At 60.1% G+C, this 15,392-nt stretch carries 15 protein-coding genes, 1 tRNA gene and 1 pseudogene; 4 read left to right on the forward strand and 13 right to left on the reverse strand.

The annotated features are described in order from the left end of the window. Nucleotides 1-65 precede the first annotated feature (65 nt). Nucleotides 66-986 carry a LysR family transcriptional regulator gene (locus tag PMI21_RS19130; protein WP_007936498.1) on the reverse strand — a complete coding sequence of 307 codons (921 nt, stop codon included), beginning with the start codon at nucleotides 984-986 and terminating at the stop codon, nucleotides 66-68. 169 nt (nucleotides 987-1,155) lie between these two features. Here PMI21_RS19130 and PMI21_RS19125 point away from each other — a divergent pair, with 169 nt between their 5' ends. Then, complete coding sequence (locus PMI21_RS19125; RefSeq protein ID WP_007936500.1) at nucleotides 1,156-2,439, forward strand: aspartate aminotransferase family protein; 1,284 nt, start codon at nucleotides 1,156-1,158, stop codon at nucleotides 2,437-2,439. 106 nt (nucleotides 2,440-2,545) lie between these two features. On the opposite strand, the gene PMI21_RS19120 is transcribed toward PMI21_RS19125, so the two are convergent. From PMI21_RS19120 to PMI21_RS19080, 10 genes are all read right to left on the reverse strand, one after another. Further along, nucleotides 2,546-4,378 (reverse strand): S9 family peptidase, encoded by a 1,833-nt coding sequence (locus PMI21_RS19120; RefSeq protein ID WP_007936502.1) that lies wholly within the window; start codon nucleotides 4,376-4,378, stop codon nucleotides 2,546-2,548. After that, the gene (gene pqqE, locus PMI21_RS19115) at nucleotides 4,344-5,519 is read right to left on the reverse strand and encodes a pyrroloquinoline quinone biosynthesis protein PqqE (protein ID WP_007936504.1); all 1,176 of its coding nucleotides are present in this window, start codon (nucleotides 5,517-5,519) and stop codon (nucleotides 4,344-4,346) included. The genes PMI21_RS19120 and pqqE overlap by 35 nt, the downstream gene beginning before the upstream one ends. Beyond that, the gene (gene pqqD / locus PMI21_RS19110; RefSeq protein WP_007936506.1) at nucleotides 5,491-5,766 is read right to left on the reverse strand and encodes a pyrroloquinoline quinone biosynthesis peptide chaperone PqqD; all 276 of its coding nucleotides are present in this window, start codon (nucleotides 5,764-5,766) and stop codon (nucleotides 5,491-5,493) included. Before pqqD ends, pqqE begins: the two co-directional genes overlap by 29 nt. Next, the gene (pqqC, locus tag PMI21_RS19105; protein WP_007936521.1) at nucleotides 5,763-6,515 is read right to left on the reverse strand and encodes a pyrroloquinoline-quinone synthase PqqC; all 753 of its coding nucleotides are present in this window, start codon (nucleotides 6,513-6,515) and stop codon (nucleotides 5,763-5,765) included. Before pqqC ends, pqqD begins: the two co-directional genes overlap by 4 nt. Nucleotides 6,516-6,611: 96 nt before the next feature. After that, entirely contained in the window at nucleotides 6,612-7,523 is a 912-nt protein-coding gene (gene pqqB / locus PMI21_RS19100) for a pyrroloquinoline quinone biosynthesis protein PqqB (RefSeq protein ID WP_007936523.1), read from the reverse strand. An 84-nt stretch (nucleotides 7,524-7,607) separates the two neighbouring features. Continuing rightward, nucleotides 7,608-7,682, reverse strand: a complete 75-nt coding sequence (gene pqqA, locus PMI21_RS28750) for a pyrroloquinoline quinone precursor peptide PqqA (protein WP_009045898.1) — start codon at nucleotides 7,680-7,682, stop codon at nucleotides 7,608-7,610. 156 nt (nucleotides 7,683-7,838) lie between these two features. Next, entirely contained in the window at nucleotides 7,839-10,277 is a 2,439-nt protein-coding gene (gene pqqF / locus PMI21_RS19095; RefSeq protein WP_007936525.1) for a pyrroloquinoline quinone biosynthesis protein PqqF, read from the reverse strand. A 107-nt stretch (nucleotides 10,278-10,384) separates the two neighbouring features. Continuing rightward, a complete protein-coding gene (locus tag PMI21_RS19090) occupies nucleotides 10,385-11,179 on the reverse strand; it encodes a carbon-nitrogen hydrolase family protein (protein ID WP_007936527.1) in 795 nt (264 codons plus the stop codon). Nucleotides 11,180-11,191: 12 nt separating this feature from the next. After that, nucleotides 11,192-12,874, reverse strand: coding sequence for a flavin monoamine oxidase family protein (locus tag PMI21_RS19085; protein ID WP_007936530.1), 1,683 nt, complete (start codon nucleotides 12,872-12,874; stop codon nucleotides 11,192-11,194). Between the two features lie 229 nt (nucleotides 12,875-13,103). Further along, a complete protein-coding gene (locus PMI21_RS19080; protein ID WP_007936532.1) occupies nucleotides 13,104-13,565 on the reverse strand; it encodes an Lrp/AsnC family transcriptional regulator in 462 nt (153 codons plus the stop codon). 138 nt (nucleotides 13,566-13,703) lie between these two features. Between PMI21_RS19080 and PMI21_RS19075 the strand changes: the two genes are divergently transcribed. Beyond that, nucleotides 13,704-14,348: a hypothetical protein gene (locus tag PMI21_RS19075; protein WP_007936534.1), complete on the forward strand. Its 645-nt coding sequence runs from the start codon at nucleotides 13,704-13,706 to the stop codon at nucleotides 14,346-14,348. A 39-nt stretch (nucleotides 14,349-14,387) separates the two neighbouring features. Here the strand turns inward: PMI21_RS19075 and PMI21_RS29860 are convergent. Continuing rightward, a pseudogene (locus PMI21_RS29860) lies at nucleotides 14,388-14,564 on the reverse strand (DUF3077 domain-containing protein); the annotation flags it as partial. A gap of 174 nt (nucleotides 14,565-14,738) precedes the next feature. On the opposite strand from PMI21_RS29860, the gene PMI21_RS19070 reads away from it, so the two are divergent. Further along, nucleotides 14,739-14,933 (forward strand): hypothetical protein, encoded by a 195-nt coding sequence (locus PMI21_RS19070; RefSeq protein ID WP_007936538.1) that lies wholly within the window; start codon nucleotides 14,739-14,741, stop codon nucleotides 14,931-14,933. Between the two features lie 125 nt (nucleotides 14,934-15,058). Further along, on the forward strand, nucleotides 15,059-15,244 hold the full coding sequence (locus PMI21_RS19065; RefSeq protein ID WP_007936539.1) for a hypothetical protein: 186 nt from the start codon (nucleotides 15,059-15,061) through the stop codon (nucleotides 15,242-15,244). A 64-nt stretch (nucleotides 15,245-15,308) separates the two neighbouring features. On the opposite strand, the gene PMI21_RS19060 is transcribed toward PMI21_RS19065, so the two are convergent. Further along, nucleotides 15,309-15,385: transfer RNA gene (locus PMI21_RS19060), tRNA-Ile, on the reverse strand. Nucleotides 15,386-15,392 lie beyond the last annotated feature (7 nt).

The raw sequence follows: 15,392 nt of genomic DNA on the forward strand, positions 1-15,392 counted from the left end.
GGATGTCAGGGAAACAGTCTGCAAAGCCCCGCTTCGGCGGGGTTTTCTTTTGCCTGCAAAAAAGTTCAGCTCAACCCATCCGGGGTTGTCGGGCTACGCAAGTGATCATCCATCACCTCTTCCAGCAATGTCCGCAACAACGCCAGCGAAGCCTGTTGCCGCTGCACATCCCGACACACCAACCCCACTTTCAGCGGCACCCGTGGCTCACTCAGTGGTTTCCACAGCAGCTCTTGGTCGCCATGGGTCTTTTGTGAGCGTCCGGGCAGCACGGTCGCCAGCCGCGTGTGCGGCAGGCTGTCGAGAATCCCTGCCATGTTGTTCAGCTCGGCCTGCACCTGCGGACGGCGTCCCAGATTGGCCAATTGTGTCTGCCAGATCTGCCGTATCTGGAACTCCTCACCCAGCAGCAACATCGGCAATTCGGCGGCCTGGCTCATGGAGACCTTCTTGAATTCGCGCAACGGATGGTCCGCAGGGATGACAAGGGTCAGCTCATCTTCGTACAACGGCACGCCATGCAAACCCGGTTGACGGGGCGGCAGGTAACTGATGCCGATGTCCAGCGAACCGTTGAGTAGGCGCCGCTCGATTTCCAGGCCGGTCAGTTCATAGATCTGCACTACCAAATGCGGCTGCGCCTTGCGCACGCGTTCGAGCATTTGCGGCACCAGGCTGGAATGGACGGTCTGCAGCACGCCAATGGCCAAGGTTCGCAGCGCCTTGCCCTTGAAATTTCCCAAGGCTTCGCGCGCGCGTTGCAGGCCATCGAGCAAGGGCAGGGCATGGTTGTACAACGTGTGGGCCGCCAGGGTTGGCAGCAGACGTTTGCTACTGCGTTCGAACAGGCTCACATCGAGGTTCTGTTCGAGTTGGCGGATCTGCTGGGACAACGCTGGCTGGGAGATTGAAAGTCGCTCGGCGGCCCGACCGACGTGGCCCTCTTCGTAGACCGCGACGAAATAACGCAGTTGTTTGAAATCCATAAGTAATACTTATCGAAAATGCTGAGAAATCGAAATGGCTCAGTGCCTTGCCTACGCCTAGTCTAACCGCATTCACAAGGCTTACAGGGCCAGAGCACACGATGAATACCGTTTACGACGATGGTGTTTACATAGGCAAGGCAAAAAACCTCGGACGAGGTTTTATCCGATGAATCTGTTCAACCTGCGACGCAAGCCACCGAGCCTTGATGACCTGGCGATGGACACTTCCCTGCCGGCCAGAAGCGACAACTTTTCCAGCGAGTGCCTGATGCCCAGTGTCGAACGGCCGAAACAGATTTTCGTGCGTGGCCAAGGCTCCTGGTTGTGGGACAGCGATGACCGCGCTTATCTGGACTTCTCACAAGGTGGCGGTGCCAATAGCCTCGGACACAGCCCTTCAGCACTGGTCAAAGCGATTTCGGAACAGGCTCAGTCGCTGATCAATCCGGGTTTTGGACTGCACAACCGCGGCATGCTCAACCTTGCCGAGCGGCTCTGCGCCAGCACTGGCAGTGACCAGGCGTACCTGCTCAACAGTGGCAGCGAAGCCTGTGAAGCGGCGATCAAACTGGCGCGCAAATGGGGTCAGCAACATCGTGGCGGCGCTTCGCGGATCATCGTGGCCAGTAAAGGCTGTCATGGCCGTAGTCTCGGGACGATTTCGGCGTCGGACAGTTCGAACCTGGTCAACCGATTCGAGCCACAGCTACCGGGCTTCAGTCCTGTTCCGTTTAATGACCTGCCCGCCTTACATGCGGCCGTTGATGCCCAGACGGTCGCGATCATGCTTGAACCGATCCAGAGCGAGGCCGGGGTGATTCCCGCTACCGAGCACTACCTCAAGGGCGTCGAGCGCTTGTGTCGTGAGCTTGGCATTCTGCTGATACTCGACGAAGTGCAAACCGGCGTCGGTCGTTGCGGCACCTTGCTCGCCGAACAGTCCTACGGTGTACGGGCAGATATCGTCGTGCTCGGCAAAGGGCTCGGCGGTGGCGTGCCATTGGCGGCATTGTTGGCGCGAGGCAAGGCCTGTTGTTTCGAAACCGGCGAAATGAGCGGCACTCATCATGGCAATGCGTTGATGAGTGCCGCCGGGCTTGTCGTGCTCGACAGCGTGCAGGACAAGGGCTTTCTCGATCATATGCGGGAAACCGCTCAGCACTTGGGCGAAGGCCTGGGGCGTCTGGCCCATCGCTATGGTCACGGCGAATTGCGCGGGCAAGGGCTGCTCTGGGGGCTCGATCTGTCCGACGATTCGGCCGACGCCGTAGTCAAGGCTGCGTTGTATGAAGGCTTGCTGCTCAACGCCCCGCAACCCGATTGCCTGCGCTTTACCCCGGCCCTCACTGTCAGCAAGGCCAATATCGACGAAATGCTCCTGCGCCTGGCCCGCGCCTTCTCCCGCGTACGCACCGCGCAACTGCAGTGCCGCAAAGGTATTGCGGTCTGATCGGACCCGCCCTACACGAATTTCCGAACCGTCTCGCGGTATAACGCAACGCCCCACGTTTGATTCTTTTCGCGTGGGGCGTTTTTTTGTGTTGATCGCGCCGACTTCAGTCCGCCAATTCCATCACCCGCCGATAAAACAACCATTCCTGCTCCAGTGCGTGGGCCTGATTGCCGGCCTTGCGAAAGCCATGGCGTTCGTCGGCGTAGTAATGCGCTTCGACCAGAATGCCGTTGTCCTGTAGCGCCTTGACCATGTCGCGGGTCTGTTGCGGCACCACCACGGCGTCCAGTTCACCCTGAAAGAAGATCATCGGAACGCTGATGTTGTTCGCGTGTAGCAGCGGCGTGCGTGCGGCGTAGCGTTCAGCGTCCTGCATTGGGTCGCCGATCAACCAGTCCAGATAATCGCCTTCGAACTTGTGGGTGACACGGCCCAGCGCAACGGGATCGCTGACACCATACAGGCTGGCGCCTGCGCGAAAGACCTTGTGAAAGGCCAGTGCGCACAACGTGGTGTACCCGCCGGCGCTGCCGCCACGGATAAACGCTTTCTCGCCGTCGATCAGTCCGCGTTCGGCGAGGTAGCCGACCACTGCGCAGGCATCTTGCACATCCACGTCGCCCCAGCTCAAATGCAGCGCCTGTCGATAAGCGCGGCCGTAGCCGCTGCTGCCTCGGTAGTTGAGGTCGGCCACGGCGAAGCCGCGTTGTGCCCAATACTGGATTCGCGGGTCGAACATCGGGTAGCAGGCCGAAGTCGGCCCGCCGTGAATGAACACCACCAAAGGCGGTTGCGTGTCGCCGGTCATCGCCGGGTAGAAGAACCCGTGGGCCTCGCCCGAACCGCTCGGATAACGCAGGGTTTGCGGGCGGCTGATCTGATCGGCGGGCAGGGGTGCAACGCCACCGGCGAGGGTCTTCACCTGCCGGGTTTCGCGGTCAATGGCAATCACCGCCGCTGAACTGACCGGCGAAGCGGCGATGCAGTAGATGAACTGCTCATCCTGTGCGAGATGGCGGAAGCGGCTGTAGTCGCCGGTGAAATCTTCACAGGAACCATCGCCATGACAGAGCCCCAAACGGCCAAACCCACCTTCGGTCCAGCTCGCCAGATAAGTGTCTTTGCTCAGCGGCAACCAAGTGCAACCGCCCAACTGCCAAGGCGCCGGTCCATGGTCGGCAGCAGCGCTCGGAAGTGGGCTCAGACCGCTGGTCGACTCCACCCACGGCTGCCAGAACCCGCCGCGATCGGTCAGACAAAACAGACGGCCGCTGTCATCGAATCGAGGTTGTTGCAGCGATTCCTGCGCGTCGTCGCCGGCCACACAACGCGGCGGCGAAAAGGTTTGATCACTCTGGCGCTCGGCAACCATCAGGCGAGTGGCGGTCCAGGGCTGATCCGGGCGATTCCACTCGATCCAGGCCAGACGCCGACCGTCAGGACTCAGGGTCGGTGCCGCATAGAAATCGGCACCCTCGGCCAGCAGATGGCGTCGGCCGTCAGCCAGATCGATCGCCACCAGGCGATGTCGATCGCGGTTCTCTTCCACCGCCAGCACTTGCCCGTTGGCGAACTGCAGATCGCCGTAACGGCATTCACTTGAAGTCAGTACCTCAGGTGTTTCATCGATCAGCGATTGCCGATACAGCTGCTGATCGGCCTCGTTGACGAAAACCAGCCCGTCGCCGGTCAGGCAAAACGCGCCGCCGCCATATTCGTACACCCGGCTGCGCACACTGAAGGTGGGCGGTGTCAGGCAACGAGCCTGGCCGTCGCGCCATTGCCAGATGCGGCAGGCGGCATCCTCTGGACGGTACTCGTTCCAGAACAGGCCATGCTCGCCGACTTGCAACTCGGCGAAGTCGATGCCGGCCGCGACGGCCCTGGCGGCGCTCAAGGGTTCAGCTTTTGGCGATGAGGCGTGAGTTTCGTTCATTGCGAAAGGCCAGTTGTTCGATGGTCTGGGTTGCGTGCTCGGCTTCTTCGCGGGCCTTGAGGATCACGCCGTGATGTTCCGACTTGCTGCACACCGGGTCGGCATTGCTCGCGTCACCCGTGAGCATGAACGCCTGGCAACGGCAGCCGCCGAAGTCCTTTTCTTTTTCGTCGCAGGAGCGGCATGGCTCGGGCATCCAGTCGTAACCGCGAAAGCGGTTGAAGCCGAACGAGTCGTACCAGATGTGTTGCATGCTGTGGTCGCGCACGTTGGGAAACTGCACCGGCATCTGTCGGGCGCCGTGACAGGGCAGGGCGGTTCCGTCCGGCGTGACTGTCAGAAAAATACTGCCCCAGCCGTTCATGCAGGCTTTCGGACGTTCTTCGTAATAGTCCGGCGTCACGAAAATCAGCTTGCACGGATGTCCTTCGGCTTCCAGTTTCGCGCGGTATTCGTTGGTGATGCGTTCGGCGCGAACCAGTTGTTCCTTGGTCGGCAACAGGCCGACCCGATTGAGCTGCGCCCAACCATAGAACTGGCATGTCGCGAGTTCGACGAAGTCTGCTTCAAGGGCAATACACAGCTCGATGATCCGGTCGATCTTGTCGATGTTGTGCCGATGGGTGACGAAGTTCAGCACCATCGGGTAGCCATGCGCCTTCACCGCGCGGGCCATTTCGAGTTTTTGCGCGAAGGCTTTTTTTGAGCCGGCCAGCAGGTTGTTCACCTGTTCGTCGCTGGCCTGAAAACTGATCTGGATGTGGTCCAGGCCGGCCTTCTTGAAATCGCTGATTTTCTGCTCGGTGAGGCCGATGCCGGAGGTGATCAGGTTGGTGTAGAAACCCAGCTTGCGCGCTTCAAAAATCAACTCGGCGAGGTCCTGGCGCACCAGGGGCTCACCACCGGAAAAACCCAACTGCGCCGCGCCCATCTCCCGGGCTTCGCGAAAGACCTTGATCCACTGCTCGGTGGTCAACTCTTTGCCTTGCTCGGCGAAATCCAGTGGGTTGGAGCAGTACGGGCATTGCAGCGGGCAGCGGTAAGTCAGTTCGGCCAGCAGCCACAGCGGCAGGCCGATGTCGGGTTTGGCTGGCAACTTGCCTGACGCGGACTCAGGCAAGTTCGATCCAGTGCTGAGCACGGGCGACCTCCATGAATTGCTCGATGTCGTCACCGAGCTCGGGTACGTCGGGGAACTGCGTGTTCAACTCGGCGATGATCGCCGCGACATCCCGCTGGCCATCGATCAAGCCGCCGATCAGCGCGGCGCTTTCGTTGAGTTTGATCATGCCTTCGGGGTAGAGCAATACATGGCCTTTTTGCGCCGGTTCGTACTGGAAACGGTAGCCGGGGCGCCAGGTCGGGGTTTTGCTGCGATCGAAACTCATAAGGTGATTCCTTTATGCCAGACCCGCTGTTCGGTCACGCTGTGGTACGGCGGGCGGTTCAGTTCGTAGGCCATGCTCATGGCATCGAGCATGCTCCAAAGAATGTCCAGTTTGAACTGGAGAATTTCCAGCATCCGCTCCTGGCCTTCTCGCGTGGTGTAGTGCTGCAAAGTGATCGCCAGACCGTGCTCCACATCCCGGCGAGCCTGGCCAAGGCGCGTACGGAAATATTCGTAACCGGCCGGGTCGATCCACGGGTAATGCTGCGGCCAACTGTCGAGGCGCGATTGGTGGATCTGCGGCGCGAACAGCTCGGTCAGCGAGCTGCTGGCGGCTTCCTGCCAACGGGCCCGGCGGGCGAAGTTGACGTAGGCATCCACGGCGAACCGCACGCCAGGCAGCACCAGCTCCTGGGAACGCAGTTGATCCGGGTCGAGGCCGACCGCTTGCCCAAGACGCAACCAGGCTTCGATACCGCCGTCTTCGCCGGGGGCGCCGTCATGGTCCAGCAGGCGCTGAATCCACTCGCGACGAATCTCGCGGTCCGGGCAGTTGGCCAGGATCGCGGCGTCCTTGAGCGGGATGTTCACCTGATAGTAAAAGCGGTTGGCGACCCAGCCCTGGATCTGCTCGCGGGTTGCCCGGCCTTCATACATCGCCACGTGATACGGGTGATAGATGTGGTAGTAGGCGCCCTTGGCGCGCAGGGCCGCTTCGAATTCTGCGGGGGACATTGGGGTGTCAGTCATTGCGGTTCTCCGGGGGAACAACCGGTGGATTCTGGGGTGTCTGGTCGGACGCTTTCGCGGGCAAGCCTCGCTCCTACCCCGCGAAGAGGCCATCCGCTACAGCACAATACTCATGCCGTCATACGCCACTTCAACCTCGCGCCGGGCCAGTTCCGCGCGCTCTGGCGAATCCTCATCGAGAATCGGGTTGGTGTTGTTGATGTGGATAAGCACTTTGCGCTGCCTGGGCAGTTGTTCCAGCACTTCGAGCATGCCGCCGGGGCCGTTCTGCGCCAGGTGGCCCATCTCCCGGCCCGTGCGGGTGCCAACGCCACGGCGCTGCATTTCGTCGTCGTCCCACATCGTACCGTCCACCAACAGGCAATCGCTGCTGGCCATGATTTTCAACAGCGGTGCATCGACCTTGCCCAAGCCCGGTGCGTAGAACAGTTTACCGCCGGTGCTCAGGTCTTCGACGATCAGGCCGATGTTGTCGCCCGGGTGCGGGTCGAAGCGGTGCGGCGAGTAGGGTGGTGCAGCGCTGCGCAGGGGCAGCGGGGTGAAGCGCAGGTTCGGGCAGGCCGGGACGGTGAAGCTCTGATCGAGTTCGATACGGTTCCAGTTCAACCCGCCATTCCAGTGAGTCAGCATGGTGAACAACGGAAAACCGGTGCTCAGGTCTTCGTGGACCATGTCGGTGCACCACACCTGATGCGGGCAACCTTCGCGCAGGCTGAGCAGGCCGGTGGTGTGGTCGATCTGGCTGTCCATCAGGATGATTGCGCTGATACCGGTATCACGCAGCGCGCGCCCCGGCTGCATCGGCGAGAAACTCTGGAGCTGGGCGCGGATGTCCGGCGAAGCATTGCACAGCACCCAGTTCACGCCGTCATCGGAAATCGCGATGGACGACTGGGTACGCGCCTCGGCCCGTAGGCTGCCGTCGCGAAAACCTGCGCAGTTCGCGCAGTTGCAGTTCCACTGGGGGAAACCGCCGCCGGCGGCGGAACCTAGAATCTGGACAAACATGGCCGCTCCATCATTGAAAACTGAAAATAAAAACGCCCCGGCAAGCCGAGGCGTAGCACTGCATTCTCTACCAAACGGCAGAGCTTAGCGGCTTGCGAAGTACATGGTGACTTCGAAGCCGATACGCAGGTCGGTGTAAGCAGGTTTGGACCAGGACATAGGAGCGCTCCTTCAGGTGGATGGGACAGTTGAGACCTATACATATAGTCCACCTCCAGTCGGAGATGTTCAGATAGTTAGGTGGCTATGTTACTCAAAATTACAGAGCGATTGGCTGCGAATCTTTGAGAAAGCTAATTGCAGCGCCGGTAATGATCATTTTGCCACTTGCCAAAGCGTAGTCGGGCAAGGTCCGCTGGCCAGACAGCGCCAGCCGCCTTGCGCCTGTTTCAATCGTTGTGCCGCGGCCAGTAAGGCTTTGCGGTCGATCTTCACAATCGCCTGAGGTAGAAGCCCCAGATAATCCGACGAGTGGCCGGCCAGTTTGCCTTGCCAGAGCAGTTCGGCGGCCTGGGCGTTGGGCAGGACGGTGCTGTCGAATTGATCGGCCAGGGCCTGGCGTTGGTCGATGAAGGTCAGCTCATCGATGCTTTCGATCGTCGTTTCGAACTCGCCGAGGAACTGTTCGATGTGCTGCAACAAGTACAGAGGCGCGACGCTCGGCGATTGCACGCCGAACAACAGCCCGGTCTGACCGTTTATCTGGCGCAGCCCACTGAACACGGCGTAACCCAGTTGCAGCTCCACCCGCAGGCGCTGATAGAACGGTGTCTGGCATACGTGTGCGAGTAAACGCCAGGCGGCTTCGTCGGCGATGTCATGGGTTGCCGTCGGACAAAAGAGTAACAGCGCGTGTTCACTGGAGCCGGTATCGACGGTGTTCCAGAGATGCTGTGAGCCGATCGGTAAAGGCGGCGTCGATTGATTGTCTGGTGTTCCCGGCACACGACTCAAGGCAAGCGCCATCGCCGCTTGTGTCTGGGCCGACAGACCGGTCGCCAGACCATCCCAGTGCGCGCTCGACCAGAGTTGCTGCAAGTCATCCGAGGCTGCGGTGTGCTCAGTGCATAGATCGGGCAGTGCCTTGAGCAGCTGTCGAATTGGCATCAACGCAATGGCCGTCGGTTCTTCCTGTGAGGAACGGGCATCAGGTTTTGTCAGCGCTTTCAGCGCATGTTCGAGGACGCCTGGCATCGGCTCCTGCAGGCCCGTCATTTTCAGCAGCCATTGATTGCCCGATGCACTGAAGGAAACGTCGACACCGGCCTGACGTGCCTCTTCACGCAACGGCTGCAGGCTGTTTTCCAGATTCGCCTGAAGGCGGCTGTGAGGGGCGGATTCCAGGCGCCAGCGCAGATAAACCGCACCTTCCTCCGTGTTATCCGGCAACGCCTGACTGAACTGCATTGGCGATCGTTCGCGGCGACTGCGTGAGCGATCCTGGGCAAAAGTCCGCAGGCCACGGTGGGCGCTGGTCTGGCCGCGAATCAAACCGGCATTCGCGGCTGGAGCCTCGGTACGCAAAAATGGGTTGGGCGTTGGCAGTTGCCACTGGCCGGTGAAGTTATCCACAGCGTCGATTTGTTTCAGGACTGCCTTGAGGGCGACAACGCCCTGTTCGGACAACCCCGGTTCAAGTTGCTCGCTGTCCCGTTGGGCCAGTTGCAAGGCGCTGCTGACTTGCTGTTGGCGCTGCTGCAGGGCGGCATATTCTTCGCGCAATGGGGCCCAGTCCTGACGGGAGGAAAAAAAGCCCAGCCAATCCAGAAGCCGTTCACGGATCACGCTGCCCGATTGCGTAGCATTGGCGGGCCGTGTGAGCTCGATGTGCAGCAAGGCTTGCCCGGCGTAGCGGTAGAGCGGTGCGGCTTTCAGGTTGTCCGCCAGCCCGGCGTCTCGCAGCTGCGCCAACAGGCCGCCGGGTTTTGCGGCGTTCAACCAATGACACAGGAACGCCAGCGCTTCGGGCGATGAGTCGGGCAGGGCTTCGAAGGCAAACAGCAGATCCAGCCGACGTTCTCCAGCCTGTTGATAACTATTGGCCGAAGAGTCCATCAACAGGGTGGGCTTTGCCTGAGGGACTTTTTCACCGACGGGAATGGCAACGGCAAACGCCTGCGCCATCCCCTTCAATTCATCGAGCCCCTGCGGGCCGGCCAGGCTCAAGGTCATCTGCCCGGTCTGATAAAACTGCTGATGGAAGTCCTTCAGCGCTTGCTGAAACTCGGGCTGCGGAATCGGCAGGCTGTAACGGTTACCGGCATGAAACGCCCGTAACGGGTGAGCCACCGAGAGCCCGTCGAACAGTGCGAATTGCTGTTGGGCTGTGGCATCCCGCGACCAGGCGACAAATTCAGCGTGCAGCACTTCCCGTTCCCGCCGCTGATCGTCCGGATTCATACGTGGATGGGCGAGCATGTCTGACAGACGCTCCAGCCCAGCGCTGAACGCCTGAGGCGGCAGTTCGAAAAAGAAGTCCGTCGTCCGTTCGCTGGTGCGCGCATTCACCTGCCCGCCATGACCTTGCACATAGGCCATCAGCCCTTGCCCTGCGGGAAAGCGCTCTGTACCCAGGAACAGCAAATGCTCGAGAAAGTGCGCCAGCCCCGGCCAGGCCAATGGCACGTCGTGACTGCCGGCAGCGACCCGCAACGCAGCGGCGCAGCGTTTCAAACCGGGAGCATGACGCAGCGTCACCCGCAGACCGTTGGCCAGGGTTTCAGTGTGAAGGTGGGGGTGATTCAGCGCAGGCATGAGCACTTCCAGAACAGGGAAGCGCTAATGCTAGCGGATTAGGGGGCGTTCTCAATGAGTTTCCACACTGCGCCGGGGAAACATATTGAGAACGCCCCCTAAGTGGATCAGCGCTTGTTCAGCGCGTCGTAAAGCTCGGGACGGCGATCGAGGAAGTAGCGATTGGCGGCGCGGGAATCGATCATCAGCTGGCGATCCAGCTCACCGACAATCAGCGCTTCATCAAGACCGGCCTGGGCGATGCGGCTGCCATCCGGCGCGGCGATGCTGCTCTGGCCGCAATACTGGATCTCGCCCTCGCTCCCGCAGTAGTTGGCGTAAGCCACATAACACTGGTTTTCGAAGGCCCGGGCGCGGACGGTGACGTCGGCGATGAAATCGTAGGGAATCATGTTCGCCGTCGGCACCAGGATCAGCTCGGCACCGGCCAACGCCAGACGCCGGGCGTTCTCCGGGAACTCCAGGTCGTAGCAGATCAAAAAGCCAAGCTTCCAGCCGTTGAGTTCAACCAACGGAAACTCATCCGGCCCGGGGCTGAACATCGAGTGATCGAGGTCACCGAACAGATGAGTCTTGCGGTAGTTGCACAGCCGCTCGCCATTGGCGTCGATCAACTGCACGGCGTTGTAGATCTGCCCGTCCTCGGTACGCTCCGGGTAGCCATACAGAATGGCAATCCCCGCCGCCTTGGCGATACGCGCGATTTGTTGCGCCGACTCACCGTTGTGCACCTCCGCCAGCACGCTGACGGCATCTATGCCGATGTTGTAGCCGGTCAGGAACATCTCCGGCAGCACCAGCAAGTCCGCGCCCTTGGCCTCCAGCACCAGTTGATGCAGGCGTTGCAGGTTGCCTGCGACATCCAGGGGCCGCGGTGGACATTGGTAAAGGGCTACGCGCATTTCGGATTCCTCTTACTCGGGCAGGGCGATCGGACCGATCTCGTGGAACACATCGCCTGGCCCCGGGTTTTCGGCGTGAGTTTCACCACCGAAGTGTTTCATGATGCCCCACACCGCGTTGAGCGATGTCTGCACCGCGCCTTCGACCCAGGCCGGCGTCCACGAAACGTCATCGCCGGCGATGAAAATCCCGCGTTGCTCGGTCGGCATGTCGTCCTGCATGAAGTGCGCGTACATGCGCTGGTTGTAGCGGTAGTGACCAGGCAGCGCGCCTTTGAAGGCACCGAGGAAATGCGGGTCGGCTTCCCATGACACGGTGATCGGATCGCCGATGATTCGCGCGGCGATGTCGACTTTCGGGTAGATCTTCTTCAATGCGTCCAGCGCCAGCTTCACGCGCTTTTCCACCGGCTGCGGAAGCATTTTCAGCGCGTCGCTCATCCACGAGTACGACAGGCAAATCACCCCGGGCTTGTCGTCGCCGTTGTCGAACAAATACGTGCCGCGGGTCAGGCGATCGGTGAGGGTCATGCTCATCAGGTCGCGGCCGGTTTCCGGGTCCTTGTCCTTCCAGAATGGGCGATCGACCATCACGAAAGTCTTCGAAGACTGCATGTAGCGGGTGCGGTCCAGAGCCATCCACATTTTTTGCGAGAACAGGGTTTCGTCGCATTCGATCTGGGTGGTCAGCAGCCAGCTCTGGCAAGTGGTCAGCACCGCTGCGTATTCGCGGATGTCGCCCCAGTTGTCGGTGACCGCAAAACGGCCGCCTGCCGCGTGGGCAATTTTCTTCACGCCGGTACGTGGCGCGCCGTTGTGCAGCGAGCTGAGGCTGGTGCCTTCCGGCCAGTGTACGCAACGCTCCGGCACATGGCGCCAGATGCCCTGCGGCACTTGTTCCACGCCGCCGACCACCAGGTGTTGGTGATCGTCGCAGTTGGTCATCACCACGCGGAAGATTTCCAGCATCGAGTTGGGGAAGTCCGAGTCCCAGCCGCCGGTGCCGAAACCGACCTGGCCGAACACTTCGCGGTGATGGAACGAGAGCTTGGCGAAGGCTTTGGAGGAGGCGACAAAATCGTAGAAGGTGCGGTCGTCCCACAGCGGCACCAGGGTGTTCCACAACTCTTTGAGGCGCGGCACGTCGCGGTCGCGGATGGCTTGCTGGATCTCGCCGAAGCGCGAACCGTCTTCCAGGGCATCGGCCCAGGCGTCAGCGACTTCCTGGAACAGTGCAGGAAGATCCGCCAGTTTCTGTGCGTAATGGGTTTTGCCTTCCAGATCGATCACCGTGCTGCCAGACGCGGGGGTCAGCGGGTTCGGGAAGGGCTTGGTCTCGAGGCCGAGCTTGTCGACGTAGTGATAAAACGCCGTGGACGACACCGGGAAGCGCATGCCACCGAGCTCGGCGATGATGCCTTCGGCGCCGTTGAACGCCTGGGAGCGCAGACGACCGCCCATCTTCGAGGCTTCGTAGACGACAGGTTTGAGGCCCAGTTTCATCAGTTCGTAGGCGGCCACCAGACCGGCAATGCCAGCCCCGACAATCGCCACCTCGGCGCCGTGATTGTGCGCCGGAATGCTGCCCAGGCCGGCCGGGTGCTCGATCCAGTCGTCGAAGGCGAAAGGAAAGTCCGGGCCGAAAATGGTGACTGGTTTTTTACCGTCTGCAGGATGGCGATTGTTCTTGTTCATGGCTGACCTTGCTGGCGACCCGACGCAGGATGCGCGTCTGAGTATAGGAAAAGATGGCAGCCATTCTAGAGAGCGTAGAACACGTTAATAAGACGCAATGTGTCGTCGTTTTGCTAATTGTTGGATCAATATGACGACGTATAACTACATACTGTAGGGCGAGCGGTGCGGCGATCCGACTTGCCCGCGAAGAGGCCCGACCAGACACCAAAGACCTACCGGTAGAAACTCAAACCGGCTGCCCCCGATCAATCTTGCTGCTCAAGATGATCGAAGTCGTCGTCTTCTCCACCCCATCCACACTGCCGATCTGATCCAGCAACTGATCCAGCTGCTCCGGCGAATCGGTGCGCAACCACGCCACATAATCAAATTCGCCACTCACCGCACACAACTGCTGCACCTGAGCCATGGCGCTAAGACGACGCAGCACTTCCTTGCCAGACCTTGGTTGCACCGTAATCCCGACGTATGCCTGCAACCCGCCATCGATCACGCGCTGACCCAGGCGCACACCATAACCGGTGATCACCTTGGCCTTTTCCAGCCGTGCCAGGCGCGAAGTAACGGTGGTGCGGGCGATGCCCAACTGCCGGGCAAGCATGGCCACACTTTCACGGGCGTTGATCTGCAGGGCGGCGATCAATTGGCGGTCGATTTCGTCGAGAACAGGCGGGCGAGTGTCAGGCAAAGGGGCATCTCCAGCGGTACAGAGCAATGGGCAGGCATATTACAGGCAGTCCACGCCCTCAACGGGTTAATTGGATGGACACAAATTGTCACTCGTAGTCGAATGCGCAACCAGGGGCTGTGAAGCGAGGGGATCGAAATGAAGAGCATGCCTGCGGCTCTGCGCGACTATGCACTGCAGATTGCCAATCACGAAATGGGGCATTACGTCGTAGCCCGTGCCCTGGGTTTTGAAACGGGTGATGTGACCCTGAAAGTTACCATGGGCCTGACGCACCATGGCGGAGCCTCCATTACCTTGACGCGGTCCATTTCGTCGATCGACGCCATGAAGGAGCATTTGGAAGCCCGGATGATGGTCCTCGTCGCCGGCGCCATGGCGCAGACATTGCCTGCAAAGCATTCGCCCGAGAAACGCGTCGATAAGTCAAAAGCGGCAGCCATCCTGAACGGAGAGTTTGGAGCGGAACAGGATCACGCAAAAATAAGAGAATTGCGGTACTTGCTTCGAAACATCACCTATCCCGATACGGACCCAGCGTCGTCCGAGAGCATCATTGCTGAACTGACAGACATTAATGATCGCTTGTGGTTGCGCACTCAACAAATCGTCGAGGAATTGGCCGATACGATTACTGGATTGGCAGGGCTTTTGGTAGAGCGCATGGCTATCGTAGAACAGTGGGGGAGGCCGGCGGATACGTATGAGGTGGTGTTGACGGGTGAAATGCTTGAGCGATTGCAGCCGGTGCAATCGATCCCTTCATTGGGTGTTTGGGTCTAAAAAGCGTCCAGGGCCCTAATGCCAGTCAGTTAAACAATTTCAGCCGCGACGCACTCCTTGTAGCAGCTGCCGGAGGCTGCGTTCGGCTGCGCAGCAGTCGTGAGTCCGACTAACGCGGTCAGCGGCGGCCCAAGCGTGGTGGTCGGTGTCTTTTGCGTAGGCTGCATCCTCGGCAAATGATTTGGCGAGGGATAGCAGGTCGGAGGCTTGAGTCAAGTGCCCAAATGCGCTCATTACGCAATTCTCGGAGTTTGCCTACAACCTTAGCGGACGTCATCCGATAACCCACCGTCCGCACAAAATATAACCTAGACGGCAGACAGTAAAAAATGACGCACGTCCGCCTCGGAGCAGCCCACTTGGCGCGACCCAAGCCCGACAGGATGACTGATGCTAGAGAATGACCGCGATAATCCGGAACTCGATAAGCTCCAGGTCGAAATCCGGAAATTCATGGCCGAAACCCGCAAGTTTATGGCCGAAGAAAGCAAGCTTAGACAGGAGGCCTTTTGGTATCCGTTTGCGGTGGGCGCCGGTCTGGTCACCGCCTTCGTCGCCGCCGTTGGGCTGTGGTCCAAGCTTTAATACCGAGCCCGCCAGAGCGCAGCCAATCATCGGCGGCGCTTGAGTTTTACCGCGGAGCAGCCCACCTTATCCAACTAGGGTTAGCGCATTAGGCGCGGCCCGTGATCCACACAGGAAAACGTAGTATGTCCACTCCCCCCACGACTCAAGCCAGCATTGAACAGTTGCACCGAGACGTGGCTGCTTTAGCTGAAGACATGCGTAGCCCGGCCCCCACCGCGACCCGAGCGATACTACTGCCGTTCGGGCTCGGCGCCGCGCTGGCCCTGGTGACCTTTGCTGTCGTCGCCTTGGTGGCTCGGCTGGTCTAAACCCTAAGATCAAACATCAATCTCAGAAAACGCAAAAGCCGCGCATCAGCGCGGCTTTCTTGTTTGGTGGGCCCACACGGACTTGAACCGTGGACCAAAGGATTATGAGTCCTCTGCTCTAACCAACTGAGCTATAGGCCCTCAGTAG

The sequence above is a fragment of the Pseudomonas sp. GM18 genome (genome assembly GCF_000282195.1).
In the GTDB taxonomy this organism is placed as follows: domain Bacteria; phylum Pseudomonadota; class Gammaproteobacteria; order Pseudomonadales; family Pseudomonadaceae; genus Aquipseudomonas.

Coding starts and splice junctions, on each gene's coding strand:
- PMI21_RS19065 (WP_007936539.1), top strand. CDS start 15,059: ATGTCCACTCCCCCCACGACTCAAGCCAGCATTGAACAGTTGCACCGA.
- pqqC (WP_007936521.1), bottom strand. CDS start 6,515: ATGACTGACACCCCAATGTCCCCCGCAGAATTCGAAGCGGCCCTGCGC.
- PMI21_RS19070 (WP_007936538.1), top strand. CDS start 14,739: ATGCTAGAGAATGACCGCGATAATCCGGAACTCGATAAGCTCCAGGTC.
- PMI21_RS19125 (WP_007936500.1), top strand. CDS start 1,156: ATGAATCTGTTCAACCTGCGACGCAAGCCACCGAGCCTTGATGACCTG.
- PMI21_RS19075 (WP_007936534.1), top strand. CDS start 13,704: ATGAAGAGCATGCCTGCGGCTCTGCGCGACTATGCACTGCAGATTGCC.
- PMI21_RS19085 (WP_007936530.1), bottom strand. CDS start 12,874: ATGAACAAGAACAATCGCCATCCTGCAGACGGTAAAAAACCAGTCACC.
- pqqD (WP_007936506.1), bottom strand. CDS start 5,766: ATGAGTTTCGATCGCAGCAAAACCCCGACCTGGCGCCCCGGCTACCGT.
- pqqB (WP_007936523.1), bottom strand. CDS start 7,523: ATGTTTGTCCAGATTCTAGGTTCCGCCGCCGGCGGCGGTTTCCCCCAG.
- PMI21_RS19130 (WP_007936498.1), bottom strand. CDS start 986: ATGGATTTCAAACAACTGCGTTATTTCGTCGCGGTCTACGAAGAGGGC.
- pqqF (WP_007936525.1), bottom strand. CDS start 10,277: ATGCCTGCGCTGAATCACCCCCACCTTCACACTGAAACCCTGGCCAAC.
- PMI21_RS19120 (WP_007936502.1), bottom strand. CDS start 4,378: ATGAACGAAACTCACGCCTCATCGCCAAAAGCTGAACCCTTGAGCGCC.
- PMI21_RS19090 (WP_007936527.1), bottom strand. CDS start 11,179: ATGCGCGTAGCCCTTTACCAATGTCCACCGCGGCCCCTGGATGTCGCA.